This window comes from Comamonas badia DSM 17552 (assembly GCF_000484635.1).
Taxonomy (GTDB): domain Bacteria; phylum Pseudomonadota; class Gammaproteobacteria; order Burkholderiales; family Burkholderiaceae_C; genus Comamonas_C; species Comamonas_C badia.
Window position 1 is genome coordinate 389,903 of record NZ_AXVM01000001.1, and the last position, 16,530, is coordinate 406,432.

General features: G+C 66.8%; 17 protein-coding genes. 4 read left to right on the forward strand and 13 right to left on the reverse strand.

Annotated features, from left to right (window positions below):
* Positions 1 to 22 precede the first annotated feature (22 nt).
* Positions 23 to 778, reverse strand: coding sequence for a heparan-alpha-glucosaminide N-acetyltransferase (locus tag K320_RS0101930; RefSeq protein WP_024537199.1), 756 nt, complete (start codon positions 776 to 778; stop codon positions 23 to 25).
* A 115-nt stretch (positions 779 to 893) separates the two neighbouring features.
* Here K320_RS0101930 and K320_RS0101935 point away from each other — a divergent pair, with 115 nt between their 5' ends.
* Positions 894 to 2,420 (forward strand): NAD(P)H-hydrate dehydratase, encoded by a 1,527-nt coding sequence (locus tag K320_RS0101935; protein ID WP_024537200.1) that lies wholly within the window; start codon positions 894 to 896, stop codon positions 2,418 to 2,420.
* Between the two features lie 53 nt (positions 2,421 to 2,473).
* On the opposite strand, the gene K320_RS0101940 is transcribed toward K320_RS0101935, so the two are convergent.
* The 5 genes from K320_RS0101940 to K320_RS0101960 all read right to left on the reverse strand — a co-directional run bounded on the left by K320_RS0101940 (position 2,474) and on the right by K320_RS0101960 (position 5,993).
* Positions 2,474 to 3,133, reverse strand: a complete 660-nt coding sequence (locus K320_RS0101940; protein WP_024537201.1) for a hypothetical protein — start codon at positions 3,131 to 3,133, stop codon at positions 2,474 to 2,476.
* On the reverse strand, positions 3,130 to 4,134 hold the full coding sequence (locus K320_RS0101945; RefSeq protein ID WP_024537202.1) for an MlaD family protein: 1,005 nt from the start codon (positions 4,132 to 4,134) through the stop codon (positions 3,130 to 3,132). Before K320_RS0101945 ends, K320_RS0101940 begins: the two co-directional genes overlap by 4 nt.
* A complete protein-coding gene (locus tag K320_RS0101950) occupies positions 4,134 to 4,922 on the reverse strand; it encodes an MlaE family ABC transporter permease (protein WP_024537203.1) in 789 nt (262 codons plus the stop codon). Before K320_RS0101950 ends, K320_RS0101945 begins: the two co-directional genes overlap by 1 nt.
* 30 nt (positions 4,923 to 4,952) lie before the next feature.
* Positions 4,953 to 5,405, reverse strand: a complete 453-nt coding sequence (locus tag K320_RS0101955; RefSeq protein ID WP_024537204.1) for a methyltransferase family protein — start codon at positions 5,403 to 5,405, stop codon at positions 4,953 to 4,955.
* A 129-nt stretch (positions 5,406 to 5,534) separates the two neighbouring features.
* Complete coding sequence (locus K320_RS0101960) at positions 5,535 to 5,993, reverse strand: MerR family transcriptional regulator (RefSeq protein ID WP_024537205.1); 459 nt, start codon at positions 5,991 to 5,993, stop codon at positions 5,535 to 5,537.
* Between the two features lie 39 nt (positions 5,994 to 6,032).
* Here K320_RS0101960 and K320_RS0101965 point away from each other — a divergent pair, with 39 nt between their 5' ends.
* Positions 6,033 to 8,057: a heavy metal translocating P-type ATPase gene (locus K320_RS0101965; protein ID WP_024537206.1), complete on the forward strand. Its 2,025-nt coding sequence runs from the start codon at positions 6,033 to 6,035 to the stop codon at positions 8,055 to 8,057.
* 218 nt (positions 8,058 to 8,275) lie between these two features.
* Here K320_RS0101965 and K320_RS0101970 read toward each other — a convergent pair whose 3' ends face one another.
* The 5 genes from K320_RS0101970 to K320_RS0101995 form a co-directional block, all read right to left on the reverse strand.
* Positions 8,276 to 8,683 (reverse strand): PIN domain-containing protein, encoded by a 408-nt coding sequence (locus K320_RS0101970; protein WP_024537207.1) that lies wholly within the window; start codon positions 8,681 to 8,683, stop codon positions 8,276 to 8,278.
* Positions 8,680 to 8,994, reverse strand: coding sequence for an AbrB/MazE/SpoVT family DNA-binding domain-containing protein (locus K320_RS0101975; protein ID WP_024537208.1), 315 nt, complete (start codon positions 8,992 to 8,994; stop codon positions 8,680 to 8,682). The genes K320_RS0101970 and K320_RS0101975 overlap by 4 nt, the downstream gene beginning before the upstream one ends.
* Positions 8,995 to 9,147: 153 nt before the next feature.
* Positions 9,148 to 9,423, reverse strand: coding sequence for a DUF5615 family PIN-like protein (locus K320_RS0101980; RefSeq protein WP_029695717.1), 276 nt, complete (start codon positions 9,421 to 9,423; stop codon positions 9,148 to 9,150).
* A 178-nt stretch (positions 9,424 to 9,601) separates the two neighbouring features.
* Positions 9,602 to 10,114, reverse strand: coding sequence for a hypothetical protein (locus tag K320_RS19295; protein ID WP_024537210.1), 513 nt, complete (start codon positions 10,112 to 10,114; stop codon positions 9,602 to 9,604).
* A gap of 199 nt (positions 10,115 to 10,313) precedes the next feature.
* The gene (locus K320_RS0101995; protein ID WP_024537211.1) at positions 10,314 to 10,763 is read right to left on the reverse strand and encodes a hypothetical protein; all 450 of its coding nucleotides are present in this window, start codon (positions 10,761 to 10,763) and stop codon (positions 10,314 to 10,316) included.
* 111 nt (positions 10,764 to 10,874) lie between these two features.
* On the opposite strand from K320_RS0101995, the gene K320_RS0102000 reads away from it, so the two are divergent.
* Positions 10,875 to 12,926, forward strand: a complete 2,052-nt coding sequence (locus K320_RS0102000; protein WP_024537212.1) for a site-specific DNA-methyltransferase — start codon at positions 10,875 to 10,877, stop codon at positions 12,924 to 12,926.
* 11 nt (positions 12,927 to 12,937) lie between these two features.
* On the opposite strand, the gene K320_RS0102005 is transcribed toward K320_RS0102000, so the two are convergent.
* On the reverse strand, positions 12,938 to 13,240 hold the full coding sequence (locus K320_RS0102005) for a HigA family addiction module antitoxin (protein WP_029695719.1): 303 nt from the start codon (positions 13,238 to 13,240) through the stop codon (positions 12,938 to 12,940).
* A gap of 12 nt (positions 13,241 to 13,252) precedes the next feature.
* Positions 13,253 to 13,534: a type II toxin-antitoxin system RelE/ParE family toxin gene (locus K320_RS0102010; RefSeq protein WP_024537214.1), complete on the reverse strand. Its 282-nt coding sequence runs from the start codon at positions 13,532 to 13,534 to the stop codon at positions 13,253 to 13,255.
* Between the two features lie 29 nt (positions 13,535 to 13,563).
* Between K320_RS0102010 and K320_RS0102015 the strand changes: the two genes are divergently transcribed.
* The gene (locus tag K320_RS0102015) at positions 13,564 to 16,527 is read left to right on the forward strand and encodes a DEAD/DEAH box helicase family protein (protein ID WP_029695721.1); all 2,964 of its coding nucleotides are present in this window, start codon (positions 13,564 to 13,566) and stop codon (positions 16,525 to 16,527) included.
* Positions 16,528 to 16,530 lie beyond the last annotated feature (3 nt).

A 16,530-nucleotide genomic window follows, 5' to 3' on the forward strand; every position in this document is an offset into this window, starting at 1 on the left:
TCTCCCTGGAAAAACAATGAATTCATGGGTGCAGCCACCAGCCGAAGGCCATGATCGCGCCGATCATCACCGGCTGGTGCAGCATGTACCACGGCAGGCTGTGGCGCCCGAGCAGCGCCAGCGCCTTGCCGGCACCGCCCATGTCCAGCGCCAGCCACCCGGGGCGGCGCGCCAGCAGCCACTGCCCAATCGCCATGCCCCACCAGACCACGCCCATCCAGGGAAACAGCGGCACGTAGTCCTCGGTGAAGGGCTTGTGCGTGATCCAGCCGATCCAGTTCAGCGCCTTGCCGTTGAACACCTGCGCCCACTGCGCCAGCGGTCCTGCCAGCAAGCCCTGCGCCACCCAGGGCGATGCCAGCGCCAGCGCGCCCGCCAGCCACAGCCAGCGCCCCCACCCTGCCGTGAAGCGCGCGATCAGCCACATCAGCGCAATGCCGTGCAGTACCCCGAAATAGATGAAGCTGTGCGGGAACATCGCAAACGAACCCGCGGAGACCAAGAGCGCGCACACCGCGATCCGCACCCAGCGCCGCCAGAACCGCTGCCAGCCCACGCCCTGGCTGGCAGCGACGGCCTGTCCCATGCCAACGCACAGCAGGAACAGGCTGACGATGGCCGTCCGCTGCAGCGTCCAGACCGGCGATGCCCTGAAATCCTGCACCCAGTAGCCAAAGTGGCTCAGGTCAAACCCGAAGTGGTAGAGCGTCATCCACACCAGCGCCACGCTGCGCAGCGCATCCAGCGCGCCGTAGCGTGCGCCCTGCCTTGGTTCCATTGGTTTGTCGCCCTGCATAGCTTCCGTCCCCGTTGCACGCCAGCCCCTGCAGGCGCCGCACCGGGCACCAAATGTACCGAACGCAGGTGCGATGCCAGGCGCGACAATGCGCCGCATGCACCGCATTTCCAGCCAGCAGCCGCACGCGCTGCACGCCACCGCCGCCACCCGCGCCCTGGAGGCGGCCGCCAGCGCCGCCCTGCCGCCGTGCACGCTGATGCAGCGCGCCGGCGATGCGGTGGCGCGGCTGGCGCTCGCCCTTGCACCGCATGCGCGCACCATCTGGATCGCCTGCGGCACGGGCAACAACGGCGGCGACGGGCTGGAGGCTGCCGCGCTGCTGCAGGCCGCAGGCCTTCCGGTTTGCGCCTCCCTGCTGGGGGTGCCTGAACATCTGCCCACCGATGCAGCCGCCTCCTGGCAGCGCGCACGCAGCGCCGGCGTGCGTTTTGTGGATGCGCCACCCGCTTTGGGGCCGCAAGACCTGTGCGTCGATGCGCTGTTCGGGCTTGGATTGGCGGCGCAGCCGCGCGCGCGAGCGCCCGACGCCCGCCTGCCGCAGTGGCTGGCGCACCTGCGCGGCAGCGCCGCCACGCTGCTGAGCGTGGATCTGCCCTCCGGGCTGATGGCAGACACCGGCACCTGGGCCTCAGGCTTTGACGCAGGCGACCACGCAGGCACCGGACCGCGGCACACGCTGTCGCTGCTGACGCTGCACCCAGGCCTGTTCACCGCGCACGGGCGCGATGCGGCCGGTACGGTCTGGCTCGACGATCTGGGCGTGGATGCGGGCCGCCAAACTCCGGCAGCCTACCTGTGCGGCATGCCAGCGCCGGCACTGCGCCCCCATGCCAGCCACAAGGGCAGCTATGGGGATGTGGCGGTGCTGGGCGGCGAGGGGCTTGCGGCACGCGGCATGGGCATGATGGGCGCCGCCGTGCTTGCGGCGGTGGCGGCTTTGCACGGCGGCGCTGGCCGTGTACTGCTCGCGCTGCTGGACGGCGGCGCCACCACTGCGCTGGCGCAGTACCCCGAATTGATGCTGCGCCGGCCCGATGCGCTGAACCTGGCGCAGGCCACGGTGGTCTGCGGCTGCGGCGGCGGGGCTGCCGTAGCGGACGTTTTGCCACGCGTATTGGCACAGGCAGGGCGGCTGGTGCTCGATGCCGACGCACTCAATGCCATCGCGGCCGATGCCGGATTGCAAGCACTGCTGGCTGCGCGCGCCCAGCACGGTGCGCGCACGACGGTGCTCACACCCCACCCGCTGGAGGCGGCACGCCTGCTGGACTCCTGCGCCGCTGCCGTCCAGGCCGATCGCCTGGCCGCCGCCGCCACGCTGGCCCGGCGTTTCGGCTGCACGGTGGTGCTCAAGGGTTCGGGCAGCATCATTGCCGCCCCCGGGCAAATCCCGCTGATCACCCCCACGGGCAACGCGCTGCTGGCGACGGCGGGGACGGGCGACGTGCTTGCCGGCCTGGTAGGCGCGCGGCTGGCAGCGGCGCCGCACGCCAGCCACGAAGCCGCTCAACAGGCTGCTGCCGGCGCCTGCTGGCAGCATGGCGCCGCGGCCGATGCCTGGTCTGCGGACCAGGCGTTGACCGCGCTGCGCCTGGCGCAAGCCCTGCACCATAAAACATAGAGGCCCCGGTTTCCGATGGCGCCGGCGTTAGCGCATCGCCTCAACACTACTGGTCATTTCGCGGCGGCACCACCCGCCTGCACCAGCGCGATCCGCCGCTGCAGAGCATCGGCCAGCGCCTCATCGCCACCCGTACGCGCGCGCTGCTCGCGCAGCAGCAGCCAGGCCAGCACGGGGCGGCGCCAGCCCTGGGCGGAAGCCGTATCGGTCGCCAGCACCAAGGTCTCGGGCGTGGCGCGCCCGGCGCGCAACGCGGCGCCCGCGGCCACCAGGCGCGAGAGCGGATCGGCGATCGCCGCGATGGCCGCCACATTACCCGCTGCCGCGCGCTGGGCTTCGGGCAGCAGCGCCACGCGCGCCGGATCGAGCTGGCCCGCGAGGTAATCGGCATAGGCCAAATCCTGGTCGCCGGCATCCTGGCGCAGCGCATCGAACGCGGTGCACGGCCCTGTCTGCAGGCTGGCGACTTCGGCAGCGCAGCGCATGAGCTCCAGGCGCGCCATGAGCTCGGGGCGGGCGGTACGCGCGACCTCGGCGCGCGCGCGCGCCCACTCGCTGCCCGCCACCTTGTCATCGCCCGAGAGCCAGGCCTGCTGCGCCCGCTGGGCCGCGCCATGCGCATTGAGCTGCCAATCGGGTACGGGCGGCGCGCTGCCGCAGGCGGCCATCAGCAGCGCCGCCAGCATGGCCAGGCTATGGGGGGAAAATTTCATGGCAACTTGAGCTCCGTGTCGCGCGCAAACGGCCATTTGCGGTTGATCTCGTTGATCAGGCCTTCCACCTTGCGCAGGTTGGCATCCACGTCCGCGCGCAGGGCCGCGAGATCGGTGGTGGCCGCGCGCGCGTTGGCGCCGACGGCCTGTGCCTCGGCGAGCACGCCATCCACTTTCGACAAAGTCTGGCGCGCGTCCTGCAACAGAGCGCTGACTTGCGCCACGCTGGCGCGCACCTCGGGCAGCAGGCCATCGTCCTTGCCGCTGCCGAAGACCTGGCGGTCGGCCTTGGCGCCGATGGCGTCGAGCCGCGCCACCAGCGCCGTGCTCTGGCGCATGAGCTGGGTGGCCTGCTGCAGCAGCTCGGGCACTTTCCTGGCCTCGGCGCCGTCGCCCAGCAGCACGCCCATCGCACCGCCCGGCGCGTTCAGGCGTTCAGCCAGCGTCCTCACCTCGGCCAGCGTCTGCGCCAGCTCCGAGCCTTGCGCGGTGATGTTGTTGAGGTTGTCGAGCAGCTGGCGCGCGCTGCTCATGATGGCCGGGATTTCGGCGCCCACGTCGCCGCGGATCACCGGGCGCTCGGCGCCATCCGGCAGCGGCGGATCGCTGAGCACGCCGCTGTAGGCGCGGATCGCCGCACCGCCCACCAGCCCGCCCACCAGCGTGAAGACGCTGGATTCGCGCAGCCAGTGCGCATCGCGCCGCGCCACGTCCACGGCGATGTGTACCTTGCCGTCATCGGCCAGCGCGATGGAGCGCACCCGCCCGATCGGGAAGCCGGAAAACGTCATGTCCATGCCCACCGTCACGCCTTCGGAATCGTCGGCCAGCAGCACCAGGCGCTGCGTCTCCTCGAACGCGCCGCGCGCATACAGCAGGTACAGCACCGAGCCGGCGATCAGCAGCGCGGTAAACAGCAGCAGCAGCGTCGCCTTCAGGCGCAGGTGCGCCACCGGGCGCTGCAGCTCGGCATCCACGGATTCGTGCACGGAATCATTCATCAGTAGTAGTTACCCATCAGCGAAATCACCTCGATCAGCAGCAGCACCGCAAACATGCGCGCCAGCCCGCCCAGGGCATTGCCGGCAGACGCTCCGGCGCCCGCCGCATACAGCCCGCTGGCCATGGGAATCACCGCCACCGCCAGGCTGAACAGCAGCGTCTTGAGCGCAAACACCAGCGTGATCTGCGGCGTGAACACCTGTCCGAACATGCGCGTGTAGCCCGCCAGCCCGGCCAGGTTGACCCCATACACGCCAATGTAGGCCATGGCCAGCGCCACCACGCAGGAGAGCGCCGCCAGCGTGATGCTGGCGTGCAGCCCCGCCACCACGCGCGGCAGCACCTCGGCGCGCACCAGCGCCACACCCTGCACGCCACCCGCCAGGCGCAGGCGCGCCAGCTGCGCGCCGCTGGGTATCGTGGTGCGCATGGCGACGAACAGCGCGGCGGTGAGCGGAATGAGCTCCAGCACCAGCACCCGCACCACCATCTCCAGCGCATAGCGCGTGAGGCCGTAGCTGAGCGCCGTCACCACCACGATGCGCGTGAGCACCAGGCTGATGAGTGCCGCCAGCACCGTGAAGCCCAGCAGGATGGGCAGCGTATCCCGCACGATCTGGCGCGCCAGCCGCAGACGCGCCGGGCTCCCCCAGCTCGACGGCGAGAGCAGCAGCACCAGCACCACCGCGCCCAGATCCAGGATGCGCCACCACGCCAGCAGGCGTGCGCGCGCGCCGCGCCAGAAGCGGTCGAGCCAGGGCGCAGGGGTCATCGCGGGCGCGTGCATGCGGTCGTCATCCAACACCTGGAGCAGGCCTCAAATCCACCGGCGGACCCTGGCCTTGTACGCATCGTAGCCGGAACCAAACAATGATGACAGCGCCCGCTCTTCCGGAAGTATCTGAAACCGATTCATATAGAGCACAAATGCGGCCGGGCCCATGAGTGCCAGAGGGGAAGACAAGCAGATGGCGAAACCCAAAAGGCCAATCAGCATGGCAAGGTACATGGGATTGCGCGAAAGGCCGAACAATCCGGTTGAGACAAGGGCCGTCGCACTTTCCGGCTTCAGCGGATTGAAGGTGGTTTTGGCTCTGCGCACGGTTATGACCCCCGCGATATTGAGAACCAATCCACCCACCATCAAGAGTACGCCAAAGGCAGTCCCATGGGGTATGGAAACCAGCGGGCCGAGCTTTGCAAGGAGCCACATGCTTGACGCAGTGACAGCCAAAACAGCAGGCGGAGGAATTTTCAGCTCCAGGTTCATGCGGTGAATCTCCTTTGAGGACTGACAGGCTGCTGAATCACCCACCCGCGCGGCCCAGACGTTCCGGGCTCGAAAGTGATCTCGGGAACTGCGTTTCCACCAAGTGCCAGAGACCATGGTTTCAAAAATTCACACATGCCGGCGCCCCACCGCCGCCGGCGGCGGCACCGGTTCCGCATCCGCCCGCGCATGCAGCGCCTCGATCACGTGGCACTGCGCGCCGGTGCCGTCGCAGCGGCTGCGCAGGTCCAGCAGCGCCCGTTCCAGCGTGCGCAGTTCCGCAAGGCGGGTGCGCACATGCTGCAGATGTTCATCGAGCGTGGCGCAGGCGGCATGGTCGGTGCCGGCGCCGCGCACATCCAGCGCCAGCAGCGTGCGCACCTCGTCGAGCGACATGTCCATCGCCCGGCACAGCCGCACGAAGCGCAGCCGGTGCACCTCCGCATCGCTGTAAAAACGATAGCTGTTGCCGCCCCGCACGCCTGCCGCCAGCAGCCCTTCCTTCTCGTAATAGCGGATATTGGCGGCGGACACGCCCGACAGGCGCGCCGCTTCGCCGATGCGGTGGTGGGGGCTTTGCGGGCTCACGCTTGACTTTCGAGTGACTTCAAGGTTTCCAATCATCGCATGAACCACGCAAGCCATGCCCCCCCGCACTCCCACACCGGAGATCACGATCACAAGCACGGCCGCGCGCATGCAGCCGCCCCGCCGGCCAGCGCCTGCTCCTCCTGCGGGAGCCACGACGAGCACGGCGGCGGGCACGAACACGGCCTGCTGCCCAACTGGCCGCGCATCGGCCTGGCGCTGGCCTTTGCCGTCGGCGCGGAGCTGGCTCATGCGTTTTCCCAGCCCTGGCCGGGCATGGTGCTGGCCGTGGTGGCCATCGCGCTGGCGGGTCTGGGCGTGTACCGCGCGGGCATCAAGGACTTGCTGGCGCTGCGCCTGGGCATCAGCGCGCTGATGACGGTGGCCGTCACCGGCGCGGTGCTGATCGGCCAGTGGCCCGAGGCCGCCATGGTGATGGCGCTCTACGTCGCGGCCGAGCGCATCGAGCACGGCGCGATGGACAAGGCACGGAGCGCCATCCGCGGCCTGCTGGATCTGGCGCCCGAGATGGCCGACGTGCTGCAGGCGGACGGCAGCGTGCAGCGCCAGCCCGCCGCCCAGGTGGCGCTGGGCAGCGTGCTGCGCATCACCCCCGGCGCGCGCGTGCCGCTGGACGGTACGGTGACGCAGGGCACCAGCGCCGTGAACCAGGCGCCCATCACCGGCGAGAGCCAGCCCGCCGACAAGGCCGTGGGCGACCCGCTCTACGCCGGCAGCGTGAACCAGCAGGGCGAGCTCTTGATGCGCGTCACCGCCGCCGCCAGCGGCACGCTGCTGGCGCGCATCGTGCATGCGGTGGAGCAGGCGCAGGCCAGCCGCGCGCCCACGCAGCGCTTCGTCGATCGCTTTGCCGCCATCTACACGCCCATCGTCTTTGCGCTGGCCCTGCTGCTGGCCGTGGCCGCGCCGCTCTTCATGGGCTGGACCTGGCAGCACGCGGCGTATGAGGCACTGGCGCTGCTGGTGATCGCCTGCCCCTGCGCGCTGGTGATCTCCACGCCGGTCACCGTGGTCAGCGCGCTGACCGCAGCGGCGCGGCGCGGCATCCTGATCAAGGGCGGCAGCGCACTGGAAGGCGCGCGCGCGCTGCGCGCCATCGCGCTGGACAAGACCGGCACGCTCACCACCGGCCAGCCCACGCTGGTGCACTGGCAGGCGCTGGCGGGCACCGCGCCCGAACGCGCCGCGCTGCTGGCCGCCAGCCTGGCGGGCCGCTCCGATCACCCCGTCTCGCGCGCCATCACGCAGGGTCTGGCCCAAAGCCCGGCGCCGGGCCAGCCGCTGGATGCGCAGGATTTCAGCGCGCTGCCCGGGCGCGGCGTGCAAGGCAGTCTGGAGGGCGACACCTGGGCACTGGGCAACGCCCGCCTGGCGCGCGAGCGCGGCCTGCTCGATGACGCCCTCGCCGCCCTGCTGGCCGAGCACGAACAGCAGGGCCGCACGCTCACGCTGCTGATGAACGCCAGCGCCGTACACGGCCTGTTCGCCGTGGCCGACCCGCTGCGCGAGCACGCGGCTGAGGCCATCACGCGCCTGAAGGCGCTGGGCATCCACCCCGTGGTGCTCAGCGGCGACAACAGCGCCACCGTGCGCGCCATCGCCGCGCAGGCCGGTATCGACGATGCACGCGGCAGCCTGCTGCCCGAAGACAAGCTCACCGCCCTGGCCGAACTGCAGGCCCGGCGCGGCCCCACCGCCATGACTGGCGACGGCATCAACGACGCGCCCGCGCTGGCCGCCGCCGACCTGGGCTTTGCCATGGGCGGCCAGCACGCCACCGGCATGGCCATGGAAACCGCGGGCGTGGTGCTGATGAACGACGACCTGCGCCGCGTGGCCGACACCGTGCAGCTCTCGCGCCGCGCGCACCGCGTGCTGTGGCAGAACATCAGCGCCGCGCTGCTGGTGAAGGCCGCCTTCTGCCTGCTGGCCGTGATGGGCATCGCCACCATGTGGATGGCCGTGGCGGCCGACATGGGGGTGAGTTTGCTGGTGATCGCCAACGGCCTCAGGCTGCGGCGCCTGCCCGCCAGCGGCGCGTGAGGCCCGGCTACCGCACAAATGCGCCTCGCCTTGCGGGAGCACATTTCAGAGCGTGTTGCTTCTATTGATCCGGCCCGATGAAATCTCCAGTTGTGGGAGCGGTTTCAGCCGCGAACGCCGTATTCGCGGCTGAAGCCGCTCCCACAAGAGGTACAAACTTCACAGGGCCGGAGCAACAAGATTCCTCGACGGGCCAGGTGCCGACCAGCGCCTGACGGTCAGCGGCTCGCCGCCAGCAGCCGCACGCCCGGCTGTCTGGCGAGTGCCTTGTCAAAGCTGACGGTGTGCTCGCAGCCCAGGCGGCGGTTGCGCACCGCAATCAGGCAATCGGCAAAACCCGCCTTGCCGCTGCGAAACGCAGTCACGGCCTGTTCCAGCGTAGGTCGGTCTTCAAAGGCAAAGGTCTTGACGGACAGCAGCAGATCAACCACGCCCGCCAGCGCGGCCCTGTCCTGGCCGTAGCGCCCCTTGAGCACCCACAGGGTCTCCACGATGACGAGGTCACTCAAAAGAACGGCCTCCGGCGTGTCATTGATGGGTTCAAGCAGTTCGCGCACCGCCTGGGCCTGCGCCGTGTCGTCGTTGACGAGCAGGCGCACCAGCACGTTGGTGTCGAAGCCGATCACGCGGTCTGGCCTTGCTTGCCTTGCCGGCCTTGGGGCGGGTGGGTACCCGCCCCGCCAAGTGCCTGGGTGAAGCGGGCGTTGGCCTCGGCCTCGATGGCCTCCTGCATCTCCTGCACGCTGACGGGCTCCATGCCGGGCCGGTGCAGCGCGCCGAAGATATCCAGCGCGGTCTTGCTGACGGGGCGCACGCGGATGGCGCCGTCCACGACGTCGAAATCCAGCCGCGTGCCCTCCACCAGCCCCAACTGGTCGCGGATGGCCTTGGGCAAGGTCACCTGACCCTTGCTGCTGACGGTGGCATGCAAATGCATAGTCTTCTCCTTGGTCGCTGGTTTTCCGACTACTCATCAAAAATCAGAAAGCAAATTTTAAGTCGGAATTTTGGCCAAAGTCAGGATCACCTCGCGGACCATCGAGCCCTGCGGCGCATGCCCGCCAGCGGCGCGTGAGGCAAGCGCGGAATCTCAGCGCCAGTGGTTGAGGATATGGAACTGGCCCTGCACAGGCAGGCTGGCGGCTTCCAGCGCCGCGATGGCCAGCACGATCTGCTCGTAGCCCATGGTGTTGCGCGGGTTGCCGTCGCGGAAGATGGCGAGCACACCAGCATGCCCATCAGCCTGCCGCGCCAGTGCCAGAAAGTCGGCCACGTTGCGGGTCAGCAGCACACGCCCCTGGCTTTGTGCCTGGGCAAAGACCTGCGCATCGGGCAAGCCATTGCAGCCCAGCTCTGCGACGCTGATACGACTTCGCCTTCAAACGTATAACTGCGTTGGTTCGCCTTGCCGTGCGACAGCACTGATCTGCGGCTTCCCGCCTTGTTCTACGCTCGAATGCAAAGTCGTATGAGCATGTCGTGCCCGGCGTGGCGCAGGGCATCGAGCAGGCGGCGCGCCTGGGTGTCCTCATCGACCAGCAGCTTCATGCCGGTATGTGCTCAGGGGCGATACCTTCGGCCAGCAGGCGCTGGCGCTCCTCGTCAGCCTCGGCCTCGATCAGCGCGCGCTGGGCTTCGCAGTACGCAAAGGCTTCTTCCACGGCGTGCAGAGGCAAGCTCCAGTTGTCGGCAGCTTCCACGGCGCTCAGGCCGTTGGCCTGGGCGTCAAGCCAGACAGCGCTGGCCTGCAGCTTGCGCCCCTTGATCCACAACTGGCGGCGCCAGGGGTGCGGGCGCTCCACCAGCCATTGCCAGGCGGGCGGCAAATTGGCCTCCAGCTCGGGGATGGCCAGACGTGTGGCCTGCTGCGGGCTGCGCCCGACGAACAGGTGGTTGCCCTGGCGCGATTCGTTCACCAGCAGCGTGGTGAGCTGGGCCGCACGCAGCACGGTGTCCTTCATGCTGGAGGTAGCCAGTGCGGTGCGCAGATTGGCCAGCACTTCATCCTGCTCGGGCGTCAGGTCGAAGTTGGCGCGCTTGGTCAGGGTGGCGGGCATGGCAGGCTTTCTTTGCAGCGAATGCTCAAATTATGAGTTTAATTTGAGTTTATTCAAAATTGTACGGGTCAAAAATTTGTGCCCGCTGCGTAGTCTGCCCATCGCTTGGCGGCACTGCCGTGCTTGCCGCAGCGGCCTGGTCCAAGCAACCGTTTTGCATCAAATACGGCTTGAACCATTACCTGGTCTACAGCAGCAGCTACGGTTTTTTTGAGTAAACCACCTTGGGGTCTGCATCGGGCAAGGCAGCCTCTTCCGCCGCCGGATGCACCTTGGCAAACGTCAGGATCACCTCGCGGATCAGCTTGCGCTGCGGGGCGGGCAGTTGCAGGAAGGCGTCGAAGGTTTCGCGCTCCAGGTGCCCGACGCCCTCGTCCCAGCGCTGGCGGCGCGCCAGCACCGACTTGCGCACCGCCTCGCCGAAGCGCAGCACCTCGGGTTCGATGTTGAGCCACTCGGCCAGCACCTGCACTTTGTCTTGTGTGGGAATCGCTTTGTGATTGATCCAACTCCACGCCGCTTGGTTGCTGATCGAGCGGCCGCGCCAGCGCAGGTTGAATTCGTGCTCCAGCACTGAGGGGCTGGCTGCGTAGCCGGCATCCTTCATGGCCTGCCGCAGGCGATCACTGAATTCGATCTTCTCGTCCATCCAGTGCAAGGTACGGAGCGGTTGAAAAATCAATCAATCTTTGATTGATAATGAAATCAAAAACCGCTTGATTTCATATCTCAACCAACGGTTGGGGTCACAGAACACTCCATGCCCAAATCCCTGCTCGAACAACTGCCCGAGATCGTCGCCAACGGGCGCAAGCAAGCCGAACGCATCCTCGAAAGTCTGGAATCCCGCCAGCGCGTGCGGCTGCAGACGCGCGAAATCGTGCTGCCCGCCAAGGACAGCGCCGCGCAGGATTGGATCACCGAGCAGCAGCGCAGCCAGGCCCGGCAAGAAGTCTTTGCTCCCGGCCAGACCAGCCTGCTGGAAAGCCCGCAGGCCACCTTGGGCGCCGCAGGCGAAGCCGCGCCGTGGATGAACCGCCTGATCTACGGCGACAACCTGCTGGCCATGGCCGCGCTGCTGGCGGGCGACGAGCACACGCCCAGCCTGCGCGGCAAGGTGGACCTGATCTACATCGACCCGCCGTTCGACAGCAAGGCCGACTACCGCACCAAGGTCACGCTCCCCGGCGTGGAACTGGAACAGCGGCCCACGGTGATCGAGCAGTTTGCGTATTCGGATACGTGGAGCGATGGCACGGCGTCGTATCTGGCGATGATTACGCCGCGATTGATCTTGATGCGAGAGCTATTGGCGAATACGGGGTCGATTTATGTGCATTTGGATTGGCATGTAGGGCATTACGTCAGACTGGTGATGGATGAGGTGTTTGGCAAGGAAAACTTCCGGAATGAGCTTGTCTGGAGCTATTTCGGCTTCAAACGCTCGACAGCGAAGAAGTTCCCACAGAAGCACGATACACTTTTTCTCTACACCAAAGGGACTGACTATCAATGGAAAACCCAGTATCGGCCTCATAGCCCGGACTATTTGAAACGATTCAAACCTGATGAGACTGGGCGTCTTTGTCGCTCCGACGTAAATCCAACAGGCGGCGGTAGCCGGAAAATTTATCTCGACGAAGTTGAAGGTGACATCATTGATTCGGTTTGGGAAGATATTCCCCCAGTCAATCCGGTTGCCAAGGAGCGGAGAGATTACGCCACACAGAAGCCCGAGAAACTTCTTGAGCGCATCATTCAGGCATCTTGCTTTGAAGATGGTCTAGTTGCTGATTTCAATGGGGGCTCGGGCACCACCAGTGCTGTTGCTGAGAAGTTAGGCCGCCGCTGGATTACGTCCGACATTGGCAAACCCGCCTGCATGGTCATGCGCAAACGCCTGATCGACCAAGAAGCCAAGCCCTTCCTGTACCAAGCCATCGGCGATTACCAGGTCGAAGCCGCCAAAACCCATTTCGGCAAGCGCGATTTCCGCATTGGCGATCTGTCTCAAATCGTGCTTTCGCTCTACGGCGCATTGCCCCTGCCGCCCGAGGCGAACCCGCAGCGCAACCTGGGCCAGATCGCCGGAGTGGACTTTGGCGGCAGGCGCGGCAGCAAAACGCTGGTGCTGGCCGATTCACCCAACAAGCTCACCGGCACGGCCACACTGAAAAAAGCCATCGCCCAGCGCGACAACCTGCTGGGCGGCTGGGATCGCGTGGTGGTGCTGGGCTGGAACTTCGAGCCGTCCATTGGCGAAACCATCACCGCGCTGAACGACGACCGGCTGGAAGTGCTGGTGATTCCGCCAGACCTGCTCGACCGCCTGCGCAAGAAGGGCGGCGTGGACAAGCTGCGCGGGCAGGTGCGGTTTTCATCGCTGCAGTATCTGACGCTGCATCCGATTGAGCGCCGCGCCCTCACCCCTGCCCTCTCCCAGGGGGAGAGGGAGGAACACCACGAGACGCTGACCGTCAGGTTGAAGAACTACGTGCTGCTTTCGCCTGAGGCGATCAACCTGGACGACGCCAACCGCCAGAAGCTGCAGGCCGTGGCCAACCGGGAGCCGCTGGCGCTGATCGAATACTGGGCGGTGGACCCGGATTACGACGGGCAGGTGTTTCGCTCGGTCTGGCAGGACTACCGGGGCAACACCGCCAACGATGGCGATGCGCTGCGCGTGGTGACGCAGGCTGTGCTGAGCGTGCCCGCCAGCGATGGGCCGCGCCGGGTGTGCGTGCGGGTGGTGGATGTGTTTGGGTTTGAGGCGGAAGTGGTGCAAGTGGTCAATGCTGACAACGCTGCATGAAAAACCGGCCTTCAACCCGCAACCAATTCGCGCACGGCCTTCAAGCTGTCCTTCATCTCGGCCTGCGCCACCTTCAGGTCATAGCTGGTTTGCAGGTTCAGCCAGTATTGCGGCGACTGGCCGAAGGCGCGGCCCAGGCGCAGGGCCAGTTCTGCAGTCACCGGACGATCGCCCTTGAGCAGATGCGACACGCGCATGGGCGAAATACCCAGGGCCTGAGCAAAGGCGGCTTGGGTCAGGCCCAGTTCGTCCAGCGCTTCGCGCAGGAATTCGCCGGGGTGAATGGGGGGCAGGCCGTTGCGGGGCATGGTCATGGCGTGGGTTCCTCAGTGGTAATCGACGATTTCAACGTCTTGCGCATGGCCCTGTGTGAACCGGAAGCACACGCGCCATTGGTCGTTGATGCGGATGCTCCATCGGCCAGCGCGGTCGCCGCTCAACGCCTCCAGTCGGTTGGACGGCGGCTGGCGCAGGTCGTTCACGTCGGTGGCGGCATCCAGTTGCGTGAGCCGCATCACCGCCCGCCGCAGGATATCGGGCGGCAGCCGCCGCGATTTTCCGGTAGCAAACAGGCGCTCGGTTTCCGGGTTGCCGAAGCTCTCGATCATGGTGCAATCATAAACAAATTGTTTATCGCATGACTATTCTTTCATCTGCCGACCAGCCGTTGGCCCTCTCCACCGCCCTGACCACCCGCACCCGCCAGCTCTGCCTGGGCCTGGAAGACGGCGCGGCCGATCTGCTGGAGTTGGTAACGCCCACCACCGCCGAGCTGCTGCACTGGTGGTTCGGCCAGGACATGGTGGACGCGCGCGGCTGGCTGAACTTTCACGTGGGGCAGAAGCAGGCCATCCTGAACGCCATCGTGGCGCACGAGGTGCTGGGCGCAACCCACCTGCAAGACCTGTACGAGAAGGCCGCGCCCGAAGCACTGTTGACGGGCTCGCGGCTGGCCGAGGTGGCAGCGGGCAAGCAGGCCCACCCCAAATACTGCTTCAAGATGGCCACGGGCACCGGCAAGACCTGGGTGCTGCAGGCGCTCTTGATCTGGCAGTTGCTCAACAAGAACGCGGCGCTGGCCGAGGGCGTGGACGACCCGCGCTTCACGCGCCACTTCATGGTGGTGGCGCCTGGCTTGATCGTCTATGAGCGGCTGCTGGATGCGTTCTGCGGAAAATGGATAGCTGGCAGCGCAGGCGGGCAAAGGGATTTTGCCGAATCTGACCTGAATAAATTTGCCGACCTGTTCATCCCCGAGGCACAGCGCGAGGCGGTGTTCGCCTTCGTGCGCGGCAACGTCTTCGCCAAGGAGGAGATCGGCTTGAAGGCGACGGGCAACGGCATGATCGCCATCACCAACTGGCATTTGCTGGCCGAGGGCGATGCGTTGGACGACCTGCAAGACGCCGCCGCCGTGGACGCCCCCGGCGCGCCGCCGCCCGCGCACGAGGTGGCCAGCCAGGTGCTGCCGCTGGCACCGGGGCGCGCCACCGGCAACAGTCTGGAGGTGCTGGACCGGCGCTACGCGCGCGGCAATGTGCTGGAATTTCTGGCCGCGCTGCCCGAGCTGATGGTGTTCAACGACGAGGCGCACCACATCCACGAGTTCAGGCGCGAGGGCGAGGTGACCGAGGTGGAGTGGCAAAAAAGCCTGCACCGCATTGCCGCGCCCAAGGGGCGGCGCTTTGTGCAGGTGGATTTTTCAGCCACGCCCTACAACACGGTGGGCACGGGCAAGAACGGCAAGCGGCACTACTTCGCGCACATCATCACGGACTTCGACCTGCAAAGCGCGATGCGCGCCGGGCTGGTGAAGTCGCTGGTGCTCGATCGGCGCAAGGAAATCGGCGCGCTGCCGCTGGAATTCAAGGCCGAGCGCGACGAGAGCGGCAACCCCGCGCTGAGCGAGGGCCAGCGCGTGATGCTGCGCGCCGGCCTGCAGAAGCTGCGCAAACTGGAGGCGGATTTTGCCGCGGTGGACCCCGCGCGCCACCCCAAGATGCTGGTGGTGTGCGAGGACACCACCGTCTCGCCGCTGGTGGCGCAGTTTCTGATGGAGCAGCAGGGGCTGCACGCGGATGAGGTGATGACCATCGACTCGGGCAAGAAGGCCGAGCTGGGCGAGAAGGACTGGGTGCCCGTGCGCGAGCGCCTGTTCAGCGTGGACCGGCACGCCACGCCGCGCGTGATCGTCAGCGTGCTGATGCTGCGCGAGGGCTTTGACGTGAACAACATCTGCGTCATCGTGCCGCTGCGCAGTTCGCAGGCGCAGATTCTGCTGGAGCAGACCATAGGCCGCGGCCTGCGGCTGATGTGGCGCGAGGCGGAATACGACGACTTGAAGCGCGAGAACCGCGAGCGCATCCAGGCCGGACAGGAGCCGGGCAGACTGCTGGATGTGCTCAGCATCGTGGAGCATCCGGCCTTTCAGTCGTTCTACGACGAGCTGCTGACAGCGGGCCTGGCGGGCACCACGGACGAGGGCATGGACGGCAGCTCCAGCACCGGCGACGTGATGGCGGCCGAGCTGTGCGAAGGCTACGAGGCGTTCGACTTCGGCATTCCCTTCATCCTGCGCGAGGCGGACGAAGAAAACCGCCATACCGCGCTGGACATCACCACGTTGCCGCCCTTCACCGCCATGGCCCGCGCGCAACTGGCGGCGCTGCTGGGCAAGGGCGACACCTTCATCTCGCAGGATTTGGAGAGCGCCACGCTGTTTGGCGACTACCGCGTCGATGGCGCGGTGATGAACGTGGCGGGCTACAACGACTATCTGGCGCGGCTCACCCGGCGCATCGGCCAGGCGCTGAGCGAGCCCCTGCCAAAAGGCAACAAGATCGCCACCCACCTGGCCAAACCCTATCTGCAGGTGCACACGGCCGATTTGACGGGCTGGCTGGACGACTATGTCTGGACGCAGTTGTTCGGCGAAACCTTCAACCCGTTGGAAGACGAAAACTGGCGCCTGCTGCTGCTGCAGCCGGTGGTGGAGCACATCACCAAGGTGTTTGCGCTGGCGCTGCTGCAGGCCGAAGAAACCCGGACCACCGGCCAGACCGAGGTGCATGCGCGATACCTGAGCGAAACCCCGCGCCTGATGGTGCGCGAGGCGCATTCCGCGCCCGTCAGCAAGTGCATCTACACCCACCTGGGCTGGCCCGCGCGCAACGGCGGGCTGGAAAAGGCCTTCATCCACTGGGCGCAGGCCGACAGCGGGGTGCTGGCCTTCTGCAAGATCAGCGAAACGCGCCACCCTTTTGCCCGGCTGCGCTACGTGAAGGAAGACGGCCTGGCGGCGTTCTACAGCCCGGATTTTCTGGTGCGCACGCAGGACGCCATCTACCTGGTGGAAACCAAGGCGCAGCAGCAGGTGAACCACCCCAACGTGCAGCGCAAGCGCCGCGCCGCCCTGGGCTGGTGCGAACGCATCAACGCGCTGCCCCCCGAACACCGCCAGCACCTGCCCTGGCATTACGTGCTGCTGGGGCAGGATGCCGTCGAGGAATGGCAAAAAAAGAGCGCGCATCTGGCGCAACTGCTGGAATTTGCCCGCTTGCGGCCCACGGCAAATGCGCTGGATCAAACAAGCCTGCTCTGACGG

What these genes read in the sequence shown, in the direction of transcription:
- K320_RS0101955 (WP_024537204.1), bottom strand. Translation starts at nt 5,405, where the DNA reads ATGAACCTGGAGCTGAAAATTCCTCCGCCTGCTGTTTTGGCTGTCACT.
- K320_RS0102005 (WP_029695719.1), bottom strand. Translation starts at nt 13,240, where the DNA reads ATGACCATGCCCCGCAACGGCCTGCCCCCCATTCACCCCGGCGAATTC.
- K320_RS0101930 (WP_024537199.1), bottom strand. Translation starts at nt 778, where the DNA reads ATGGAACCAAGGCAGGGCGCACGCTACGGCGCGCTGGATGCGCTGCGC.
- K320_RS0101950 (WP_024537203.1), bottom strand. Translation starts at nt 4,922, where the DNA reads ATGCACGCGCCCGCGATGACCCCTGCGCCCTGGCTCGACCGCTTCTGG.
- K320_RS0102000 (WP_024537212.1), top strand. Translation starts at nt 10,875, where the DNA reads ATGCCCAAATCCCTGCTCGAACAACTGCCCGAGATCGTCGCCAACGGG.
- K320_RS0101935 (WP_024537200.1), top strand. Translation starts at nt 894, where the DNA reads ATGCACCGCATTTCCAGCCAGCAGCCGCACGCGCTGCACGCCACCGCC.
- K320_RS0101975 (WP_024537208.1), bottom strand. Translation starts at nt 8,994, where the DNA reads ATGCATTTGCATGCCACCGTCAGCAGCAAGGGTCAGGTGACCTTGCCC.
- K320_RS0101995 (WP_024537211.1), bottom strand. Translation starts at nt 10,763, where the DNA reads ATGGACGAGAAGATCGAATTCAGTGATCGCCTGCGGCAGGCCATGAAG.
- K320_RS0101945 (WP_024537202.1), bottom strand. Translation starts at nt 4,134, where the DNA reads ATGAATGATTCCGTGCACGAATCCGTGGATGCCGAGCTGCAGCGCCCG.
- K320_RS0102010 (WP_024537214.1), bottom strand. Translation starts at nt 13,534, where the DNA reads ATGATCGAGAGCTTCGGCAACCCGGAAACCGAGCGCCTGTTTGCTACC.
- K320_RS19295 (WP_024537210.1), bottom strand. Translation starts at nt 10,114, where the DNA reads ATGCCCGCCACCCTGACCAAGCGCGCCAACTTCGACCTGACGCCCGAG.
- K320_RS0101940 (WP_024537201.1), bottom strand. Translation starts at nt 3,133, where the DNA reads ATGAAATTTTCCCCCCATAGCCTGGCCATGCTGGCGGCGCTGCTGATG.
- K320_RS0101965 (WP_024537206.1), top strand. Translation starts at nt 6,033, where the DNA reads ATGAACCACGCAAGCCATGCCCCCCCGCACTCCCACACCGGAGATCAC.
- K320_RS0102015 (WP_029695721.1), top strand. Translation starts at nt 13,564, where the DNA reads ATGACTATTCTTTCATCTGCCGACCAGCCGTTGGCCCTCTCCACCGCC.